At 58.6% G+C, this 20,188-nt stretch carries 17 protein-coding genes; 4 read left to right on the top strand and 13 right to left on the bottom strand.

The features are described from left to right. Nucleotides 1–5: 5 nt before the first annotated feature. Nucleotides 6–1,025 carry an MraY family glycosyltransferase gene (locus JV551A3_RS09635; protein WP_133978619.1) on the bottom strand — a complete coding sequence of 340 codons (1,020 nt, stop codon included), beginning with the start codon at nt 1,023–1,025 and terminating at the stop codon, nt 6–8. Continuing rightward, nucleotides 1,022–1,984 (bottom strand): UDP-glucose 4-epimerase family protein, encoded by a 963-nt coding sequence (locus JV551A3_RS09630; RefSeq protein WP_205125940.1) that lies wholly within the window; start codon nt 1,982–1,984, stop codon nt 1,022–1,024. Before JV551A3_RS09630 ends, JV551A3_RS09635 begins: the two co-directional genes overlap by 4 nt. Nucleotides 1,985–2,305: 321 nt before the next feature. Between JV551A3_RS09630 and JV551A3_RS09625 the strand changes: the two genes are divergently transcribed. The 4 genes from JV551A3_RS09625 to JV551A3_RS09610 all read left to right on the top strand — a co-directional run bounded on the left by JV551A3_RS09625 (nt 2,306) and on the right by JV551A3_RS09610 (nt 7,916). After that, nucleotides 2,306–3,679, top strand: coding sequence for a lipopolysaccharide biosynthesis protein (locus JV551A3_RS09625; RefSeq protein WP_133978616.1), 1,374 nt, complete (start codon nt 2,306–2,308; stop codon nt 3,677–3,679). Then, nucleotides 3,669–4,574: a glycosyltransferase gene (locus JV551A3_RS09620; RefSeq protein ID WP_133978614.1), complete on the top strand. Its 906-nt coding sequence runs from the start codon at nt 3,669–3,671 to the stop codon at nt 4,572–4,574. Before JV551A3_RS09625 ends, JV551A3_RS09620 begins: the two co-directional genes overlap by 11 nt. 122 nt (nt 4,575–4,696) lie before the next feature. Further along, nucleotides 4,697–6,331, top strand: coding sequence for a hypothetical protein (locus JV551A3_RS09615; protein WP_133978612.1), 1,635 nt, complete (start codon nt 4,697–4,699; stop codon nt 6,329–6,331). Nucleotides 6,332–6,644: 313 nt separating this feature from the next. Continuing rightward, the gene (locus JV551A3_RS09610) at nt 6,645–7,916 is read left to right on the top strand and encodes a hypothetical protein (RefSeq protein WP_137010661.1); all 1,272 of its coding nucleotides are present in this window, start codon (nt 6,645–6,647) and stop codon (nt 7,914–7,916) included. Between the two features lie 2 nt (nt 7,917–7,918). Here the strand turns inward: JV551A3_RS09610 and JV551A3_RS09605 are convergent, their stop codons facing one another. The 11 genes from JV551A3_RS09605 to JV551A3_RS09550 all read right to left on the bottom strand — a co-directional run bounded on the left by JV551A3_RS09605 (nt 7,919) and on the right by JV551A3_RS09550 (nt 20,150). Further along, the gene (locus JV551A3_RS09605) at nt 7,919–9,076 is read right to left on the bottom strand and encodes an O-antigen ligase family protein (RefSeq protein ID WP_133978608.1); all 1,158 of its coding nucleotides are present in this window, start codon (nt 9,074–9,076) and stop codon (nt 7,919–7,921) included. 110 nt (nt 9,077–9,186) lie between these two features. Next, on the bottom strand, nt 9,187–10,302 hold the full coding sequence (locus JV551A3_RS09600) for a glycosyltransferase family 4 protein (RefSeq protein WP_167494823.1): 1,116 nt from the start codon (nt 10,300–10,302) through the stop codon (nt 9,187–9,189). 11 nt (nt 10,303–10,313) lie between these two features. Continuing rightward, nucleotides 10,314–11,240 carry an NAD-dependent epimerase/dehydratase family protein gene (locus tag JV551A3_RS09595; protein WP_133978605.1) on the bottom strand — a complete coding sequence of 309 codons (927 nt, stop codon included), beginning with the start codon at nt 11,238–11,240 and terminating at the stop codon, nt 10,314–10,316. Nucleotides 11,241–11,455: 215 nt separating this feature from the next. Further along, nucleotides 11,456–12,580, bottom strand: coding sequence for a non-hydrolyzing UDP-N-acetylglucosamine 2-epimerase (gene wecB, locus JV551A3_RS09590; protein ID WP_133978603.1), 1,125 nt, complete (start codon nt 12,578–12,580; stop codon nt 11,456–11,458). Next, entirely contained in the window at nt 12,573–13,583 is a 1,011-nt protein-coding gene (locus JV551A3_RS09585) for a polysaccharide biosynthesis protein (RefSeq protein ID WP_133978601.1), read from the bottom strand. Before JV551A3_RS09585 ends, wecB begins: the two co-directional genes overlap by 8 nt. Nucleotides 13,584–13,604: 21 nt before the next feature. Continuing rightward, nucleotides 13,605–14,465 (bottom strand): dTDP-4-dehydrorhamnose reductase family protein, encoded by an 861-nt coding sequence (locus JV551A3_RS09580; RefSeq protein WP_133978599.1) that lies wholly within the window; start codon nt 14,463–14,465, stop codon nt 13,605–13,607. Then, nucleotides 14,462–15,721, bottom strand: a complete 1,260-nt coding sequence (locus JV551A3_RS09575; protein WP_235874555.1) for a glycosyltransferase family 4 protein — start codon at nt 15,719–15,721, stop codon at nt 14,462–14,464. The genes JV551A3_RS09580 and JV551A3_RS09575 overlap by 4 nt, the downstream gene beginning before the upstream one ends. Before the next feature lie 503 nt (nt 15,722–16,224). Next, nucleotides 16,225–17,655 carry an MBL fold metallo-hydrolase RNA specificity domain-containing protein gene (locus JV551A3_RS09570; RefSeq protein WP_133978597.1) on the bottom strand — a complete coding sequence of 477 codons (1,431 nt, stop codon included), beginning with the start codon at nt 17,653–17,655 and terminating at the stop codon, nt 16,225–16,227. A gap of 102 nt (nt 17,656–17,757) precedes the next feature. After that, entirely contained in the window at nt 17,758–18,021 is a 264-nt protein-coding gene (locus JV551A3_RS09565; protein ID WP_133978595.1) for a lipopolysaccharide assembly protein LapA domain-containing protein, read from the bottom strand. Nucleotides 18,022–18,040: 19 nt separating this feature from the next. Then, nucleotides 18,041–18,343 (bottom strand): integration host factor subunit beta, encoded by a 303-nt coding sequence (gene ihfB, locus JV551A3_RS09560; protein WP_087501542.1) that lies wholly within the window; start codon nt 18,341–18,343, stop codon nt 18,041–18,043. A gap of 742 nt (nt 18,344–19,085) precedes the next feature. Continuing rightward, entirely contained in the window at nt 19,086–20,150 is a 1,065-nt protein-coding gene (locus JV551A3_RS09550) for an acyltransferase family protein (protein WP_133970661.1), read from the bottom strand. Nucleotides 20,151–20,188: the final 38 nt, after the last annotated feature.

Raw genomic sequence — 20,188 nt, 5'->3', positions numbered from 1 at the left:
TCACCTTAAAGTCTTTCTTCAATTTGGCCAGCGCGAAAGCGCACCGCCAGCAGCACCAGCGGGATATAGGCAAGCAACACGCCCACTGTGCCATCCAGGCCTAGCCGCGCAACGCAAAAAGCTATCGGCAGCAACCAGCACAGGTTCAGCGCGGCTACCGCCAGCGTTACCGGTAGGTGCCTGCCGAATTGCCGCGAGGCGAACTGATAGCCGTGGCTGCGATGGGCCTCGTACACCTTGTCACCGCGCAGTAGGCGGCGCACCAAGGTATAGGTTGCGTCGACGATGAACACCCCGAGCAGGATCAACCAGCACCAGAGCAGCTCCGGGGCCAACCAGGCCGCATGCAAAGACAGGCCTCCGAGGACGATGCCGAGGAAGCCGCTGCCAGCGTCACCCATGAAGATTTTTGCCGGCGGGAAGTTCCAGAACAGGAACCCGGCCACCGCAGCGGCCAGCAGCAATGGCAGCACGGCATGCCCCCCCAAGCCCGCCAAAGAGTATAGCGAAGCCGCTCCCAGGCACACAGTGATGGCTTCGACGCTGGCAATGCCGTCGATGCCGTCCATGAAGTTGTAAAGGTTCAGCAGCCACACCAGGTATACGGCGGCCAGTACGCCCCCCAGCCAACCTAGATTCACCTGCCAGCCAAAGAAAGTGAGCGGCGGCAGCCCGCCCATCCAGACCAGCATCCAGGTGGCGGCTATGAAATGCCCCAGCAGACGCCAGCGAGCCGGAATGTGACCGTGGTCGTCCATAAAACCGATAATGGCGATCAGCGCACCGCCGCCACCCAGGGCCATCAGCGTGCGGCTCTCCCCTGCTCCGCTGAGCATTACACCGACAATAGCCAGCAGGAAAGTCACCACGATCGCCACACCACCACCGCGTGGCGTAGGCACAGTGTGCGAACTGCGGGCATTAGGCACGTCGATGACACTTCGCGCCAGCGCGTAGCGGCGCAGGCCGGCGGTCATCAGCAAGGACAGCAGCAGTACGGTGGGTAAAGCCCAAAAGAGCGTCATTGATTGTTTTTTTCCTGATAGTACCTGGCTGCTGCCAACAGGGCCGCATCCACCCGCACCGGGGGTCGCCAGTCGAGCAGTTTACAGGTTTTATCGATGTCTACTTGTAGCGAGCCACACAGGCGCTGGGACAGCGAACCCTTGCCCAGTACCTTGGCGCCGCTGCTCAACAGCCAGGCCGGCACCGGCAGCAGACGTGCCGGCTTGCCCAGGGCTCTGGCCATGCGCGCCAGCAGTTCGGTGGTGGACAGGTCTTCGCCATCACTGACCAGAAACACCTGGTTGGCCGCTGCCGGGTGGTCGATGCAGGTCAGCACCAGGTCCACCACGTTGTCCAGCGCCACCAGACTGCGACGGTTGTGAATGGCGCCAAAAGGTAACGGCACGCCACGGTCAAGCCAGCGCATCATGCTGAGGAAGTTGGCCTTCACCCCCGGGCCATACACCAGTACCGGCCGGATGATGACGATTTCCATACCGGTTTGCGCTCCCAGCGCCAGCAGCCCCTGCTCCGCCTCGTGCTTGGAAATACCGTAGGGGTCGACCGGGTGCGGCATGTCATCGGCACTATAGGCCTGGCCAGGCTGGGTCTGCTCGCCATTGACCTTGATAGAGCTGATGAACACGAAACGGCGGGCACCGGCCGCGCTGGCAGCGCGGGCGAAGGCCAAGGTACCGTCAACGTTGATGCGGCGAAACTCTGCCAGCGGGTCGCTGGCGGTGTCGCTCATGATGTGCACGCGCGATGCACAGTGCACCACCACATCGGGACGGTGGGCCAGCAACTGCGCGCTCTGGTCATCGGTGAGGTCGCCAATCGGGTAACTGACAACCCCAGCTGGCATCTGGCGCAATGGTGAACGCAAAGGGACGACTGTTTCGACGTTTGCATTACGACTGAGCGCCTTCAGTACTGCCCCCCCGACGAAACCGGACGCGCCCGTCAAAATTACTTTCATTCGCACCTGATCACTTTTTGGGTTTAGTGGTTATTACTATCGGACAGAACGCATGACAATTGAAGGATCGCACGTAACGTGCAGAAATTTCTGACAAAACCTTGGTCTAGTACACCCAGGCATCAGCTAATTTGCGCAAGGCTGAACAGCGTATACACGACCCTAATGAATCCGAACCAAAACTACAAATCGGCTGTCGGTATACCAGCTCATATCCATGAGCGATATCAAAATGCCTCGGTGCCTTTGCATACAGAGCATAGACAGCCTATGCAAAACAAAACAGAATCCCTCCTCCGTTCCTGGTACCTATAAGAATCCATGTCCACAGGGAAAGTCACCAACGCGCTATCCTCCCCCATAGCCGCAAGTATTGCCGCCATATTTGGCCGCTTCCTGCTGCTGGGTACCGGCGCCCTGACGGGCATCATCATTCCTCTGACCATGCCGCAAACTTCGGTGGGGCTGTTCTTTCTGGCGCAATCGCTGATTGCCGCACTCGCTACCTTGGGTCAGTTGGGGCTAAGCATCACCGCACCGGCCTGTATTTCCACAGCACAGGGGCACCGCGACGGTGGTCAGGTCAAACAGGTATTACGCCGCACCTTGCTGCTGGCGGTGCTTTCGACCATTGCCCTGGCCATCGGGTTCAACGTTTTCATGCAGGTGTTGTCGCGTTACGAAGGCGACGACCTGCTGCGCCTGCTGCACGGTATTGCCCCGCTGGTGTCGCTGAGCATGATCCTGGCAGCGATGAGCACTATCCTGTCCGAACAGCACCGGGCGCTAGGCCACTTCGTGCAAGCCAGCTTCCTGACCACCGGGGCCAGCCTGGCCAGCGCAGCAACGGTGATCCTGGCCTGGCGCGGCGAATTGCACATAGAGCTGAGCACGTTGATCCTGGCCGGTGCGGTGGGGGCCGGCTGCACCACGCTGCTGGGCGCCTGGAGTCTGCGGCGATGGTATCGGGCGCAGCAGCAGGACAAGCCAGCCAGCAACATCGGCTATACCACCCTGCTGCGTGAAACCCGCCCCAACCTCACCACTACCGTGGTGCTGTTCATCATGTCGCAGGCCGACTTGTGGATCATCGCCTGGTTCGGTGATGCGGCCGGGCTGGCCATCTATGGCCTGGCTTCACGCCTGGCAGCCTTAGTACTGATACCGTTGGCAGTGATCAACACGGTGGTGGCACCCTCCATCGGGCGCATCTGGGTTCGGGGCAAAAGGCGCTACCTGCAGCGCGTGCTGGGGGTGGGCGCTGGTGCAGCGACGGTGCTCGGCCTGGCGGGCTACCTACTGTTCATTCTGTGCGGCCAGTTCCTGCTGGCCCATGTCTGGTCCAGCGAATACGCCAATGCATACTATATTTTTGCCATCCTCGGCGTTTCGCAACTGGCGCAAACTTACGCCGGTACTGCCGGGTTTGTGCTGATGATGTTGCAGAAACAGCACGTGGCCATGCGTATTTCCGTGATCAGCGGCCTATGCATGATTGCGGCCGGACTACTGGCCATGTGGCTGTATGGAATCATCGGTTTGGCCGTGGTATACAGCCTCGGTGGGGTCTGCCAATCGCTGGCACAGATCTATTGCGTCAAACGCATATTCAACCTCAGCACTACCGCCGATTACTCTTCATTGCGCAGGTTCATGCGCCTCTATTACCGTCGAAAGGTATCTCATGGACGCTAGCAACATAATGCCCAAGGTGTCGATCATCATCCCTACCTATAATACCGGGCGCTATGTTCTGGATGCGATCGACAGTGTGCTACAGCAAACCTACCCGAACGTAGAGCTGATCGTCGTCGACGATGGCTCCACCGACGACACCGCGGCACTGCTGGAGCAACACCCGGGCAATTTCATTCGTTACCGCCAAGTCAACGCCGGACAGAGTGCGGCGATGAATTTTGGCTGGCAGCAAAGTAGTGGCGAGCTGCTAGGTTACCTGAGCGCCGACGACCGCCTGCACCCGCGCGCCGTTGAGGCCATCGTCGCAACCATGGCCAAGGAGCCTGAGGCCGTGCTGGCCTACCCGGACTTCTGCGTCATCGATGAAGACTCCAAGCACGTGCGCACTGTGCAGACACCCGACTACGAAGAGCGCCTGCTGATCGCAAACTTCCAGTGCCTGCCAGGCCCCGGGGCGCTATTCCGGCGTTCGGTGTGGGACAAGGTTGGTGGCTGGAACACCGGGCTGCGCAATATCCCGGACATGGACTTCTTCCTGCGCCTTTGCCAATACGGGCCATTTACTCGGGTGGCCGAGCCACTGGCAGACTTCCGCATACACTCTGGCTCGACCACTTACAACCCATGCAACGCCGAACGTTCCGACGAGCCGCTGAAGGTAATCAACAGCCTTTACCAGACCAGCGGCCTGTCGCCTTCCATCCTTGGCTGGAAGCGCAAGGCGGTTGCCAATGCCCATATGCTTTCGGGCTTCATGCACGGTTTCTCCGGGCGCTATGCAATGTTCGTGATACGCATGGGCAAGGCCGCGCTGCTGGACCCGCCGTCGATTCTTTCCCGCAAGATGGTAAGTTACGTGCTGACCATTTTCAGGCCCAAGTCCAAAGCCTGAGTTTCCGGGGCAATCGATGGTTGCCCCCAAATCCGTTAATCTTGTGCAGCGCCTGTAGGTTCAGCGGTCCCGCAGGTATCGAGAGCAGCAAAACCATTCTCCCCCCCTCCTGGAGCGCGCGGATGAAGAGTGTTCAAGCCCACTTGCTGGGTAACCGCTACTTGCATGTCAGTGCGCTACTGCTGGTTGCCGTGGCCACCCTGGCCGCAGCAGTGGACTATCCGGCGTCCCTGGCGCCGCTGCTGCTTAACGGTTTTCTGGCCGGCTTGCTGGTACGCAGCTTGCTGTCCAACCGCACCAGCTTCTTCTCGTTCTTCCTGTTGGCATTCCTGATTCTCGGCTGCTGGGCGAAGCTGGTGCTGCATTTCATTCTCGGCACCCAGTTCATCGAACCAATCGGTGCCTTCGATAATTCGTCGAAGGCATGGGATTCGGCAATGCTGGCCCTGAACATCGCATTTGCCACACTACTGGCCTGCCAAGCCGTTGCTTCGCGCCTACAGCCGCCACCAGTCATCCCTATCGAACGGCCGCGCGGGCTGCTCAAACCGTCCATGTGGCTGGCCATACTGCTCACGGCCCTGTTACTGGCCGCGAATTTCAAGTTCGCCATTCTCAAGGTGGGCACCGAGCCTGCGCTGAAGCTCCACAGCTACGTCTACGTACTGGTCTCGTTCATGATCGCCTGGGGCAACCTGATCCTGCTTGCCACCCTGGGTTACTGGCTGGTACAGGCGCGCCAGATGAAGCTCGAGACGCTGTTCTACATTCTCATTCTGGAAGGCGCGGTTACCGCGGTATCCATGGGCAGTCGGGCGCAGATGATCCTGCATGTGGCCGCGCCGTTCGCGGTTTACCTGGTGCATGGCCGCGATCTGGTCACTGCGTTGCGCTTCGTCCAATGGGTCAGGATTCTGCTGGTGACGGCGGTGTTGTTCGTGGCATCACTGCTTTTGGTGTCAGCCGACCGACTGCAGTCGTTCGCCCAAGCCCGGCCAGTCGTGGCCTCCATGGCTATCGGCGAGCAGGCGGTGAGCGACGTCAAACTGGCGCCTGCGCGTCCATCTACCAGCCTGCTCATAGCACCGGCCGATTCAGCGCAGGCGGTTGCTGGCGCACTGGCACCAGCACTGCCTCAACTGCGGCTGATCGCGAACCCGGTATCGGCGGCGCCTGTCTACGCAAAACCTGTTCCAGTAACCGTGGCTCCTCTCGAGGAAACCGCCGAGGTCAAGCGTGCCCGCTGGAAAGGTATGCTGATGGAACTGAGCAAACTGGTGGTGGACCGCTGGGTTGGCCTGGAAGGCATACTGGCGGTGGTAAGCCACGAAAACACCGGCTGGCCTCTATTTCTGCGCAGCCTGGCCGAGCGCCCGGAAGCCGGCACTCAGGCCATCTACCAGCGTATGTCGAATGCACAGTACCAGGCTTTCGAAAACTTCACGTTCATGACCATCCCCGGCCCCCTGGCCATTCTGCTCTACAGCGGCAACCTGGCAGTGCTGGCCGCCGGCCTGACCCTGCTGTTTGCCGCGGGCATCCTTGCCGAACGGCTGGCCAGCCAACTCGTGGGTAATGTATTCACCCGCGCGACCATTGGTGTGGCCTTGGCCTATCTGGTGGTACAGACCAACTTCCCACGCGTACAGATGTTCTTCCTCATCGAACTACTTGGGTTCATCGCGGGATTGTATCTGGCGCGCATCATTGTAAGCGCTCCAAGAACGGGGCCGGTTTCACTCACACCAGCGCTTTAGTTCATCGTTTCGGCTTCAGGGACAGAGGGGGATCGCCGGAGGTATCCGACGAACGTGCGAAAGATAATCGCACCGCTGCGCCTCGCTACTTGTCAAAGCGAGGTCAATCCTCCCAACCCTAAGCCGAGCACATGCCGATACTGCCTGTTGATCGGCCTGGCTCAGGTGTGATCAGGCAGATCCCCTCACTATGACTGTGGCTATCAGGACTTACAGCTCGAGCGCACCCATTGACGCCATGCTGGCGCCGCTATTTGCGCTATGCGCCTGGGTAACACTGAACCCGTATTTTCTCTGGAATTCGCTGCGTCACATGGCAATTGCCGGGATGCTTTCGGGTTGTCTGGCAATCGGCGCCTTCCTGCTCGGCGACCGCCCGCGGCGGCGCGAGGTGCCAGGGTTCATCCTGATCTGCCTTTTCGTACTCTACATCAGCATGTTGCCCAAGCTCGACGGCAGTACTACGCGCTGGTATTTCGTGCTGCCAACCATCTTTGCCCTTGCGGTGTTCTCAGACCAGCGCCGCGGCAAGGTACTGCAATGGTTCGCCTGGTTCTTCGCGGTCAGCCTGATCCCGGGTATCGTCGTGTCCCTGTGCAAGATTGCCGGCCTGACAGTGCATATGGACCACCTGCCTCTGCTCAACCCTGTGATGGCTGAAGCCGGGGGGGTCTACTTGCACGCACCGGGGGCGCTTCTGCTATCCGGCAACCACGTGTCGCTACCTTGGGGTGGCGAACTCTACCGGCTGTGCGCCATGTACGACGAGCCCGGCATGGTCGGTACAGTTTCGGCATTCCTCCTGGCGGGTAACCGCTTCAGGCTCAAACCTTTCCCCTTTCTCATCATCTTTGTTGGTGGTGTGCTGTCGTTTTCCTTGGCATTCATAGTCATGGCTACCATCGGCTTCCTGTTCCGTCTGATGCAGGCGCGCTCACCGCTGACCCTGCTTCCACTGGCCATCCTCGGGCTGTTCGGCCTGCTGGTACTGGGCATCATCAAGCCTGACGGCCCGGACCGGCAACCAACGGCACCCACGCCAGCACGGACAAACGCCCTGGACCCGAGCACTTCGACCCGACAAGCACTGGTCATCCCGCTGGATGAATACGCCACATCATCGGCCAGCTCTGACGCCCCAGTGTCTGCTGCACCAATTGCAGTGCAACCGCCAGAACCTGACCAACAATTACGCCAGACCGAGTACATCAACAATCGCTCGTTACCGGAGATGGACAAACTCTTCACCCGGTATCTGGATGCAGACACCCGTACTCTGCTGTTTGGCATGGGGGCCGATTCCAGCGTGGTCTATGGCGGGGTTTCGCAGGTGGTGACACGCATACTTACAGATTTTGGCCTGATCGGTGCCGTGCTGTTCGCGTTGGCCATGATCAGCCTGACCCTGGCTATAACCCACAATGCCAAGCGCCGTTTGTGGGTGCTGCTGTTCTTCGGTCTGTTTGCGTTAAGCATCTACCAGCGCCCGATCGTTTGGATGCCCTATGCATTTACCATGTTCATTTGCAGCTCAACCCTGGCAGGACGCCGCAAATCGGCTAGCGAGGTGCAACCGGCAAGCTGAACCTATCTCGCCACGGTCAGGCCGGCACTGGTACTTTCAGACACAGCTGGCGACGCGGCCAATTCGGCACCTGAGCTTCTGGCGATAGCCAGCGCAAACAGCGATGCCAGCAAAGTATCATAAGCCGGTGTCAGTAAAACTACCTCAAAGAGGCTCCAAAGCAGTGTAACGGCTGAGGCTATGAACACCGAGCGCCAAAACGTCGAGCGGCTTGCCAGTTGCGAAAACAGCCGCATGACGCAGTAAAGATAAAACAGGTAGACGGCAGTACCGCCCACCCCCAGCAACAGGAGCATATTCAAGATCGAATTGTGCGGGTCCCATGCCAAACCATTGAATATGTAGAAATATTCGGAGCGTGGCGTACCGATCAGCGGATGGTCGGCAATGTGATACACCGCCGCATGCCAAAGGCCTGCGCGGATGGACAAGGACTCCGGCAACCCGTCTTTCAGGAAGAAAGCGGTCAGGAACACTATCAGGCTGCAGGTAATGAACGAAAAGGCGAAAAAACGGGGGTACCGGGTAAGCAGGGTGGTTCTGGTGTCGAGTAACCAGATGGTGACAGCGAGCATCAACATCACATACCCGGTACGGGAAAACGTGAACATGAATGCTCCAACCAGGGCAATGGCACACAGGTACTGCCTGGCATACAAAGCCACCAAAGTACCGACCAGCAAAAAGACGGCCAGGTAGTTGGAGCTTCCCAGAGGCGTCGCAACCAGATTCTTGAAGGTGTAGAAATCGAGCTGTTCCCGATAACCAAGCGCCGCATTCGCCAGCATGATGAACGCAATCAATATACAGCCGAAGAGGATGCAGTTCTGAACCAGCAACTCTTCGACCCTGCATCTGCTCAGCACCAGGATGGATACAGCAGAGTAAAAGAAGCAAAAGTAGACGGAGATATCATTCTTGATCGGTGGGTACGCACCGAAAAACTGAAACACTACCGGCAGGCAAGCCAGCGCGGGCATCACCGCCTGCCACTTGATCGTTCTGATCTTCAAGCGTAACGCCAGCATCGGCAAGATATATATCGCGAGCGGTAGCGTCACCCTTGCATAGATATTTCCATAAAATATCGCCAAGAAAAACAATGCAAACAGCACATGCGCCTGGGTAACGCCTTTATAACAACGCTCAAGCACCGACATTTCAAACCTGACCGCCAAGAATCATTGAAAGAACAGCTGCGCCTCGTCATCCTGCATCGCCGGGGAGCCAGCACAACTGCGATGCCCCCCGGCGAAGCCGACAGGCACGCTCACTCGACCATCGAACCCGTACGCAACAGGCGGGTAAAACGCTGCAACATCACCTGCACCGTGGCCGACCAGGTATAGTGCTCGATAATGTAGGCCTTGAGTCGCCCGCCCTTGGCCTTGAGCTCGGCAGAATCAGCCAGCATACGCTCAAGGCCTGAAGCGATACCTGCAGCACTGGCCGGGACCACCAGCCCACCCTGCACCTGCTCGACCTGGTCGAAACCGCAAGTATCGGTGAGCAAAACCGGTAAACCGACAACCCCGGCTTCCAGGGCAACCAGCGACATGGCCTCCGAACGCGAAGGAATGACCAGCATCATTGCCTGGCGATACACCTGGGTACGCTGTGCTTCGTCAAGAAAACCGATGAAGTGAATGCGCCCGGCCAGGCCCGAGGCATCTACCTGAGCCTGAAGTTCCTGCTGCATGCCAAAGTCCGGACCAGCCATCACCAAGGGGTAACGCTGCGCCGTGGGCGAGTCGAGATAGGCCTGAATGAGGAAGTCCGGCCCTTTGACCGGGGCAAGCCGGCCCATGAACAGAATGAAGGGCTCATCCGGCAGTGGCACAGCCCCTGCCCCCCGCGTCGGACCTGGCTCAGCCACGGCATTGCCGATAACCGGAACAGAAGCCGCCGGTATGCCTGCCACCTGAGCAATCAGCCCCTGCTCCAGGTCGGTGATGGCGATAAAGCCTGAAGCCCACTTGATCAGCCACCGGCCCAGCAGCAAGTGGAACACTTTCATGATCGGTCGTGGCGAACCAACTGAGGCAAATTCGCCCGCCGGGCACAGAATATAGGGGCGCCGGCCAATCACCGCCAGCAGGCCCATGGCGACGCTCAACAGATTCCAGTAGCCCATGATGTGCAGTACATCGGCGTTGCGCACCGCGCGCCAAGCCCGGAAGGGGTTGAGCAAAGGGATCGGAAAGCGATGGCCGATGCGGCCGGTGATATAGCTTTTCACTCCCTGCTCGTCAAAATCCTGCTGCCACGAGTTACCGGTCATGGCCACGACTTCGCATGTGCTACCGGCCTTGGCCAGGTGCAGCGCCAGATGCCGAGTGCGCTCCGCTGTACCACCGCCGAGCTTGGCATCCAGTGAAATATTCACCAGTAACACCCTCATGCCGACGCCCTCAGCAGTACGATGTAGCGCTGCAATTGCTGTTTGAAGTCGGCCGTGGTTGGCTGCTGCCACTCAGCAAGCCGCCGTTCACTGAAGCGGCGCATCGGGTTGGCATTGCTGATGCGGCGCATACGTAACAGTAAGCCGAGCAAACCTTGCGGCAGGTGTGGCAAGTAGCTGATCGAGGGCCGGCCAAACGCCTGCATCAGGGCGTCCTGCAAATAACCAAAGTTGTTTTCCGGAGCCGCGTCATCCGTTACGAGGACGACCTCCCCTTGGCGCACCTGTGGCACCCGGGCAACGAATGCCAAGGTTTGCGCCACCTTTTCAACACTGACCAGGTGCATGCGGCGAGGCCCGTAAAGCATACGGCGTAATGCCAGCTTCCAAGCAGGCGCGCTGGACACTTCGCGTACGAACGACACGATGTTCAGCCCGCCATCACCAAACACCGCTCCCAGGCGCAGCACCACCACTTCGAAACGGGTAGCCGGTACCGCGCGTGCCAGCGCTTCAGCACCGGCGTGCTCACGCTCGTATGGCGTTCTTGGTTCGAGCCGCGTGGAGGCATCGACCACCGCGTCCGGCGCGGCACCGAACACATCGATACTCGATACGTGCACATAACGCTTGATGCGCGCTTGATCGCATGCAGCGAGCACATTGGCGATCGCCGGTTCGAACCAGCCACTGCCATCGGGCCGCAAGAGATTGATCACAGCGCAGCCAGGTACAAGTATGGCTGCAAGGCTCGTGGGGTCATTCACGTCAAAGCGTGCAACCTGCACCGTGGCGTTGGTCAACCAGTCGGGCTCGGTACGGTGGATCGCATAGATAACCTCGGTGTCATCCAGCGTGTTACATACATCCAGGAAATGCCGGCCAACGAAGCCGCTTCCCCCAATCACTACCAGCGTGTTCATAGGCCGTTCGCTTCTCCATCAGCCAAGGCGGGGTTTAGTAAGCGCTGATACCTGTCAGCTGGCTAAAAAGGGCTGCTGCACAGTCCTTCGTCGACAAGCTTCCCACAGAAAGCGCGCCATTCTTGAGCTCCGCTCAGTAATGACGCTGGCTTGCCGGCAATGGCCCACAAGGCGGCCCCGATTAGCGTGATTGACGGGAACTAGCCTTGGACTGGTTACTTGGACCAGACCGTACGGTTAATGTAGTCGGTATAGCTATACACGATACGTACCACCTGCTTGGAGACCGGCCCGCCCAGATAATCCTGCACCACCGGGATCACCCGCTGGTTACGGTCATGCTGGCTGATCACCACGCGCACGGCATCCAGCACTCGGTCCGGGGTAAGTCCACACATGATCAAGGTGCCTTCATCCATGCCTTCCGGGCGCTCGTGGGCGTTACGGATCGTGACCGCCGGCAAGTTCAGCAGCGAAGCCTCTTCGGTGATGGTGCCGCTGTCCGAGAGCACACACAACGCGCCCATCTGCAGACGGATATAGTCGAGCAGGCCATAAGGTTTGACGAAGCGAATCAGTGGATGCTCCAGGCTTTCGCCCAGGTCCTCGAGGCGCTTGCGGGTACGCGGATGGGTGGAGACGATGATCGGGAAGCCATAAGTATCGGCCAGGGCGCGCAGCGAGGCCAGCAGATCGCGCAGGTTCTGGGGCGTATCGACGTTCTCTTCACGGTGGGTGCTGACGATGAAGTACTTGCCCTCCTCCAGCCCCTCGCGCGCCAGCACCGTGGAGGCGTCGATCCGAGGTCGATAATAGTCCAGCACCTCCTGCATGTGCGAACCGGTCTTGATGATGGTTTCCGGGCGAATACCTTCATCCAGCAGGTAGCGCCGGGCATGCTCGGTCAGCACCATATTGATGTCGCTGAGGTGGTCGAGCACCTTGCGGTTCAGCTCTTCCGGCACCCGCTGATCGAAGCAGCGGTTACCCGCCTCCATGTGGAACACAGGGATCTTCCGACGCTTGGCAGCGATCACGGCCAGGCACGTGTTGGTGTCGCCATACAGCAGCAGGGCGTCGGGTTTTTCCAGCTCGAAAATTTCATCGGACTTGGCGATGACTTCGGCGATAGTCCCGGCTGCCGTACTCCCCACCGCCCCCAGGAAGTGATCCGGCTTGCGAATGCCCAGATCATCGAAGAACACCTGGTTGAGCTCGTAATCGTAGTTCTGGCCGGAATGCACCAGTACATGGTTGGCCTGCTCGTCGAGTTCAGCGATGACGCGGCTCATCTTGATCAGTTCAGGCCGGGTGCCGACCAGGGTCATGACCTTAAGCATTGAGTTGTTCCTGGATATAGTCGAGTTTCAGCAGCAGGGCCTTGATGCCATCGATGTCGAGCCGCTCGGTATTGTGGGAGGTGTAGTCATCCAGCTCGGAGATATGCTGTTCGCCTTCGACAAAGTATTTTTTGTAGTTCAGGTCGCGGTTGTCGGCCGGGATCCGGTAGTAACGGCCCATGTCGTCGGCCTTGGCCATTTCCTCGCGGGAAATAAGGGATTCGTAGAGCTTTTCGCCATGGCGGGTCCCAATCACCTTGATCGGGTTTTCCCGCTTGAACAACTGGCGCAGCGCTTCTGCCAACTCCTGCACGGTAGAGGCCGGCGCCTTCTGCACGAAAATGTCACCCTGCTGGGCGTTCTCGAAGGCATGCAGCACCAGGTCCACCGAGTCCTCCAGCGACATCAGGAAGCGCGTCATGTTCGGGTCGGTCACGGTCAGTTCATTGCCGGCCTTGAGCTGATCGACAAACAGCGGAATCACCGACCCCCGCGAGGCCATGACGTTACCGTAACGGGTGGCGCAGATCACCGGGCCCTGCTGAGGAATCATCCGTGACTTGGCCACCATCAGTTTTTCCGCCATGGCCTTGGAAATGCCCATGGCGTTGATCGGGTACACTGCCTTGTCAGTGCTTAGCACCACCACGCGCTGCACTCCGTTGGCGATGGCCGCGTTCAGAACGTTTTCGGTACCGATGACATTGGTCTTCACGGCTTCCATCGGATAGAACTCGCAGGATGGCACCTGCTTCAACGCAGCGGCATGGAAGATGTAATCCACCCCGACCATGGCCTCTGCCACGCTTTGATAGTCACGCACATCGCCGATATAAAACTTCACCTTGTCGTTGGACAAGGCAATACGCATGTCTTCCTGCTTTTTCTCGTCGCGGCTGAAAACGCGGATTTCCTTGACGTTGGTATTCAGAAAACGCTTGAGTACCGTATTGCCGAAAGAACCGGTACCACCGGTAATCATCAGAATCTTGTTATCGAACACCTGTGCGCTCCTTGTAATTCGTTATTGACGCTGCTCGTGCATGAATTGTATGAGCGCCGGCCAGGAAGGTGGCTGGTAGCCCGCATCTGCACGGAAGCGGGAAGAGTCCAGCGAACGATCGATCACCAGTTTGTCGTCCGGTACGATATTGATGTCCTTGCCGTAAACCTTCGCCACCTGCCTGAGCAGCTCATACTTGTCGATCGGCTCTGCAGAAACGTGGTAAAGCCCCTTCAGCGCAGGGTTGGGAATGACGTAGTCCAACATCACCCGGGCCAGTTCTGCGGTTGGCAGCCCCGAGAAAACCGCCTTGGTGAAACCCTTCACATTGCCCTGCTGGGACAGGAACCAGTCGACCAGCGATGCATTGCTTTGCAATTCGTGACCAATGATGGACGTACGCAGCGTTACGGCATCGTCAAGGTCGTGCAATTCGCCGATATACTTGGACTTGCCATACAAGTCGGTGCAGTCAGACTCGTCCTGTTCCCGGTACATGCCCTTGGCACCCGAAAATACGCAATCGGTACTGACATGGATCAGGCGCGCGCCAGCCACGCGGCAGAGCGTAGCCAGGCGATGCGGGAGCATGGCGTTGATTGGCAGTGCAGTAAGCGGGTCCTTGGCATCAGCCAGTTGCTTGATCAGGCCCACGCAATTGATCACCACATCCGGCTTAGCCTTAGCGAAAGCCGCCATCAGCGCGTCAGCATCGAGTACATCTACGCCACACAATAGATGCTCAGCCTGATCAGGCGTGAAGAACCTGCGCCCGGACGACGAGCGCAGCGTGCCTACCACCCGGTGCTGCGAATTGGCCGAGAAATACCGGAAGACGGCGTTGCCCAGCATGCCCGAGACACCCAGTACCAATATGTTCATTGCGTCGCCTTGTCCTGTTCAATCCGTTGTTCGAACATGCGCACCAGTGCCTTGCACTGGGCCTTGAGTTCGAAGTGTTTCAAGAAGTAAGCCCTTGCCTGTGTGCCCATCTGTTCTCGCTGCGTCTGCGGCATGGCCAGCATCGACCTTATGCACGCTGCAAGCCCGGCCGCGTCTTCGGCAGGGCAGGTAATACCGGCAGCAGCGTCGTTGATGACGCGGGCACCTTCACCATCCAGGCTGCCAATTATCGGCCTACCCGCTGCCAAGTAGGCCTGCACCTTACTCGGAATGGTACAACTGAAAATCTCATCTCGCTTGAGTGTAACCAGCAATGCGGCACTGAGCTCGAACAGTTCGGCCATCGCCGTACGAGGGTAGGCGCCAGCAATGATCAGGTTGTCCAGGCCCCATTTGCATTTCTGCTCTGCCAGCCAGTCGGCTTTGCTGCCGGTGCCGACCATCACGATAAGGGCTTGCGATTGCTCGGCGTGCAGTACCCGCGCAGCTTCGACGATGGTGGCCAGCCCTTGCGCGCTACCCAAATTGCCGGCGAACACTACGCAGAAGTGACTACGCAACACGGCAGTCAACGACTCAGGCAATTTGCAGATTTCGCCGGAATCATCCTGTTGCAGGTAAGAGTTGGGGTAGTAATTGATCTTGTCGGCACGCGCGTAGCGCTTGACCGGGTCAATGAACGCCTGTGACTGTACCAGCAATACATCCACGGCCCAATAAAGGCCGCGCACCAGCAAGCCGACGATCGACAATAGGAACTTGTTGCGAATGAAGCCGGTGGCCGCAAGGCTTTCCGGCCACAAGTCCTGTACCCATAGAAACACAGGCGCACGGTGGGCGCGTTTCATGGCGAGTGCGGGAATTACAGAAATGACAGGCGATGGAGCAAACACGAAGTAGGCATCAAACTGGCCTCGCTTTGCATGGCGTGTGAAGTACCTGACGCCGTTGGCCACGAATGAAAAATAATTGAGGATCAGGTTTTTCGCCCCACCTTTCTTGCGCGGCCGCAGGGGCGCTCGATGAACAGCTATCGTTCCAGCAAAGCGATCTTCAACCGCATCATGGGCAGTATAACCTGGGAAAACCTCACCACTTGGATAGTTAGGTTTGCCGGTAAAAACTTCAACATGCACACCCAGCGCACTCAACTCCCGAACGATATCGTTGATGATAAAGTTCTCAGGAAAAAAATACTGGCTGACCACAGCAATTTTCAAAGGTGTTTGCGTCACACTGACTTATCCTTTTGGGTGTGGCGATGTCGGCGCTGCATGAAGTGCCCTGAACTCTAATGGAGGCATGCATGATCGTTAACAAGTCGCAAACGCTGACCTGCTGGAAACCGACTATGCGCCGCGGTGACTGACCTGCCGCAACCCCTGAAAATTCGGAATACCAGAAGCCAAGCCCCCCACGATCATTGCCCCAATCACGCTCCGGTGCTGGCGCATGTTATTGTAGCCACCCGCCCTTAGCCATACTTTGGCCATCATTTATAATATGTAGCTTGCTATCGGTTATCGTTCCAATGCGAAATCACGACCATCAAGCTACTATCCTGAGCGGCTCGCTTCAACCCCGAGTCGGCACGTTGGCTAAGTCAACCGTTTGCTTCGGCAAGTTCCTCAAAACGCAAAAGAAAACCTGCCATCCATCGGATGCACCTACACACCCTTAGAAGTGCCGCGTTTGCAACAAAAAGATTGCCCCTCTCTAGATTTGGCTGGCATAGCCCTCATGGGATGAAGACTTTGATCGAACGCCCCTGCTGCTTGATTTTCTCTTCGATGGCCTTACCCAGAGCCATCTTGGCATTGTTATCACCGTGTACCAGCACCACGCGCCCTGCCCCGCCCCGGTCCGGCGATGCAAAAGCCACGAGCTCTGCCTGGTCGGCATGACCAGAGTAACCCGGCAAGGTTACAACTTTTGCGCGCACCTCATACATCCGCCCATCCAGGTCAATCTGCACAAACCCTTCTGCCCCTTCACTGGCCTGTAACACCGCCCCCGGCGTACCCTTGGCCTGATACCCGACAAACATCACCTCGTGCCGCGAGTCCCCCAACATGGCCTTGAGGTAATTGACGATGCGCCCACCCGAGCACATGCCATTACCTGCAATCACGATCGCCGGACGCCCGGTGCTCTTCAGATAATTGACCACCTGCTGGTGGCGGGCGTGGGTGTCCACGCTGATCAACTGGCTGAAACCCAACGGGTCGCGTCCTTCGGCAAGGCGCGCCCGGGCTTCGGCATTCCAGTAGTCGTGCAGCTCCCGATATACACAGGTAATGCGCTGGGCCAGGGGCGAGTCGAGGATGATGGGCAATTGCGACCAGTCCAGCGGGTCGCCATCGGGGGCCGGGCCGGCTTTGTTCAGCAAGTCCTTCCGATGAAGAATGCCTTCGAGTTCGTACAGCAACTCCTGAGTGCGGCCGAGACTGAAGGCCGGAATGAGGAGTGTGCCTTGGTCAGCCAGGGCGCGGTCGATGGCCGCTTCCAGCCGCTGCTCACGGTCGCCCGCAGGCGGGTGCAGGCGGTCGCCGTAGGTGCTTTCCAGTACCAGCACATCGGCTCGTTCCGGGGGCTGCAAAGGTCGTAGCAAAGGGTTGCCACCGGAGCCCAGGTCACCGGAGAACACATATCGGGTATTGGCTTGTTCATGCCGCACATCGCATTCGACATAGGCCGAACCCAACAGATGGCCAGCGCGCTGCAGGCGAATGCGGCAGCTGAGACCGGGGCGCTCGACCAGTGTGTGCCACTGTTCGAAAGGCACGGGCACGACCAGATCGCGGATGAATTTCAGATACCTCGCCACATGGGCGGGTTCGCTGCTGATGCTCAGCTTGTAAGCGTCTTCCAGCACCAATGGCAGCAGCTGGGCTGACGGCTCGCTGCACAAGATTGGGCCACGGCAGCCGGCAGCCAGCAGCGCCGGGATGCGCCCAACATGGTCGAGATGCACATGGGTGATGACCAGGGCCTGAATGCCCTGCACGTCGAAGCCGAGCGGCGCCGATGCTGCGCCTGGCGCGGCATCGCTGCCCTGCTCCAGGCCGCAATCGATCAGCAGGCTGGTGGACGGATCGAGGTGCAGTTGATGGCAGGAGCCAGTGACGCCGCGGGTGCCACCGTGATGGGAAAGGACGGGATATTCCATGCTGCGCACACTCGCCTTGGCCGAAAATGAAGTGCGCTATTACTCCATGACGGCCGGTGCTGGCATAGGTGAGGCTTTCCGAAACTGATGTAGGAAATGTCCTTAATTACCGCTCAATGCTGCCTGTCGGGCAGAAGCCTTGATCTTGCGCTTGCTGCGCTGCACGCCGTAGGCACCGAGCAGCGGCCCGACTGCGAGGCCAATGACCAAGGCGGCAAGGACCACGACGGCGACCGGCATTGCCGGGGCAGCCCAACCGAACAGGACCAACGAGACGGTTTGCTGGTTCTCCAGCACGAAGAACAGCACCACAGCCGCCAACAGCAGCACGAACACCGCCGCCAGGGCGCGCTTGAGGTTACGCATCAGATTGCTCCTTGTGGAATCAGGTGTGGGCCTCATCATGCTCTTCTTCATTGACCCGGTCGCGCAGCTCTTTGCCGGGTTTGAAGTGCGGCACGAACTTGCCTTCGAGGCTGACCGACTGGCCGGTCTTCGGGTTACGGCCTACGCGCGGGGCGCGATAGTGCAGCGAGAAGCTGCCAAAACCACGAATCTCGATGCGATCGCCGGTGGCAAGGCATTGTGACATCTGTTCAAGCATGGTCTTGATGGCCAGCTCCACGTCCTTGGACGAGAGCAGCCCCTGATGGGTGACAATACGTTCGATCAGCTCCGACTTCGTCATATTTTTCCCTTCGTTATCAAGCAGCTAGATCATTGCTTAACCAGTTTGTAGCACGCTGGGAGGGATTTGAACAGGGTGGTTCTTGACTTAATAAAAAAATTCAAGATTGAAGTTTTACAGGAATGGTCTAGCTGGCGGGGGTTGGCAGGGTTGGCCCCATCGCCGGCAAGCCAGCTCCCACAGGGGCGCACCAGCCTTTAGAAATTGAGCAAGACAGTTGCTCCCACCTCGACCACGCCGGCCTCAAGCCATGTGCAAATATCTGTAGGAGCGGCCTTGTGTCGCGATGGGGCGCGAAGCGGCCCGAGGTTTTCAGCTTCGCAGCAAAGATTGCCGGGGCCGCTGCGCGGCCCATCGCGACACAAGGCCGCTCCTACAAGGGCCAGTGCTGGCTTGAAGAGATATCCAAGACAGTTGCTACCACAGGGGGCGTGCAGGCTTTTGCAAATCTGGCCTGGTCGCTGGCCCTGCAGAGATGCTGCCTGCTTTCAAGCCAGGTACCGACCTGTTGGGAGCGGGCTTTTCGCGACACAAGGCCGTTTACAAGAGGACTGTGCAAGTACTGGCGGCCGGCACAGACCATGTGGGAGCGGGTTCACCCGCGAACACCGGCGTAGCCGGTGCCATGCATCGCGTTGGATTCTTCGCGGCTAAAGCCGCCCCCACAGGGTACGCGGACCGCTTGCGAATTCAGTGCTCACCTTCTGGTGCGCGGCCACGCCAGCTGTTGGAGGCCAGGCGCCTATGCCAACTGCTGCCGGGAACCCGCTCGGGAAAAGCGCTTGCGCATCGCCAAGGCAGGCTTCTCTACCAACTGCCACGACACATACCCCGCCAACCAGGATGCCGGTACGGCAGCCAACATCAGCCAGTAAGGCCCGGCCCACGGCATCGCCGCCGCCAACACTTGCTGGATCGGAAATGCGTACAGGTAGATACCGTACGAGTAATCCTCCAAAAACGAAGGAAGCTTCAACTGCGGGCGATATGCTACATACAACGTGCCGTACATCGTCAGAACGGCAAACGCAAAAACCTCAAGGCGCCCACCTTTGGCCAACAAGAACAAAGCAACACAGGCAAGCAACAGCCACCCGTTATACGGGATCACCGCCCGGTACGAATAGAACACCGCCCCGACCAGGAAGCACACCACCAGCTTGAACGGGTACTCCGCAAAGGCTGGATGCAGGGTATGCAGCCCCAGTGCAATCACCAACGCGGCAAGCGTCAACCCCGCCATCGGCCACCGGCATACCTTGGCCACCAGCACCAATAGCCACAACACCACGTACATGCGCATTTCCAATGGGATGGTCCACAAGCTGCCATTGATCGAATCTCCATAGGGCCGCGGGGTAAAGCTCACCCCAGGCAAGAGGAACTGGGCATCCTTGAAAACCAGCAATGGGCTATAGACGTACCTGTAAACCTGGCGCTGGGAAAAATATTCGGTCAGCGGCAACGAGGTAATGACGGGGCCTAGCACAAAGGCCATCAGCAGCAGGCACACAAGCAAGCCAGGCAAGATCCGCAATGCGCGGGCCAGGTAGAAATCCCGGGCGCTATTCTTTTCACCACTGGCGGCGATCAGGAAACCGCTGACCATGAAGAATACTTCCACGCCCAAACTGTGAACGGGCACCGGCATACCCAACTGCAACCCAGGGTCGGTGCAACTCAGGCACTCCCGATAGGAGAGCGCAAAGGAATGCCCCACCACTACGGCAGTTGCCGCCAGCAGCCTGATGATCAGGAAATTGTTATCGCGCCCGCGACCTTCAATGACGTCGCCAAACATCAACATCGCACAATCCCCCGACATGGCTTTCTTTCAGCATAAAA

The organism is Pseudomonas inefficax (genome assembly GCF_900277125.1).
Classification (GTDB): domain Bacteria; phylum Pseudomonadota; class Gammaproteobacteria; order Pseudomonadales; family Pseudomonadaceae; genus Aquipseudomonas; species Aquipseudomonas inefficax.
Note: the sequence above shows the minus strand (reverse complement) of the source record. Positions and strands in the feature narration are given on the sequence as shown.

Bases quoted from the DNA above. Each gene is read 5' to 3' on its own strand.
- JV551A3_RS09635 (WP_133978619.1), bottom strand. From the start codon at position 1,025: ATGACGCTCTTTTGGGCTTTACCCACCGTACTGCTGCTGTCCTTGCTG.
- JV551A3_RS09630 (WP_205125940.1), bottom strand. From the start codon at position 1,984: ATGAAAGTAATTTTGACGGGCGCGTCCGGTTTCGTCGGGGGGGCAGTA.
- JV551A3_RS09625 (WP_133978616.1), top strand. From the start codon at position 2,306: ATGTCCACAGGGAAAGTCACCAACGCGCTATCCTCCCCCATAGCCGCA.
- JV551A3_RS09620 (WP_133978614.1), top strand. From the start codon at position 3,669: ATGGACGCTAGCAACATAATGCCCAAGGTGTCGATCATCATCCCTACC.
- JV551A3_RS09615 (WP_133978612.1), top strand. From the start codon at position 4,697: ATGAAGAGTGTTCAAGCCCACTTGCTGGGTAACCGCTACTTGCATGTC.
- JV551A3_RS09610 (WP_137010661.1), top strand. From the start codon at position 6,645: ATGGCAATTGCCGGGATGCTTTCGGGTTGTCTGGCAATCGGCGCCTTC.
- JV551A3_RS09605 (WP_133978608.1), bottom strand. From the start codon at position 9,076: ATGTCGGTGCTTGAGCGTTGTTATAAAGGCGTTACCCAGGCGCATGTG.
- JV551A3_RS09595 (WP_133978605.1), bottom strand. From the start codon at position 11,240: ATGAACACGCTGGTAGTGATTGGGGGAAGCGGCTTCGTTGGCCGGCAT.
- wecB (WP_133978603.1), bottom strand. From the start codon at position 12,580: ATGCTTAAGGTCATGACCCTGGTCGGCACCCGGCCTGAACTGATCAAG.
- JV551A3_RS09580 (WP_133978599.1), bottom strand. From the start codon at position 14,465: ATGAACATATTGGTACTGGGTGTCTCGGGCATGCTGGGCAACGCCGTC.
- JV551A3_RS09570 (WP_133978597.1), bottom strand. From the start codon at position 17,655: ATGGAATATCCCGTCCTTTCCCATCACGGTGGCACCCGCGGCGTCACT.
- JV551A3_RS09565 (WP_133978595.1), bottom strand. From the start codon at position 18,021: ATGCGTAACCTCAAGCGCGCCCTGGCGGCGGTGTTCGTGCTGCTGTTG.
- ihfB (WP_087501542.1), bottom strand. From the start codon at position 18,343: ATGACGAAGTCGGAGCTGATCGAACGTATTGTCACCCATCAGGGGCTG.
- JV551A3_RS09550 (WP_133970661.1), bottom strand. From the start codon at position 20,150: ATGTTGATGTTTGGCGACGTCATTGAAGGTCGCGGGCGCGATAACAAT.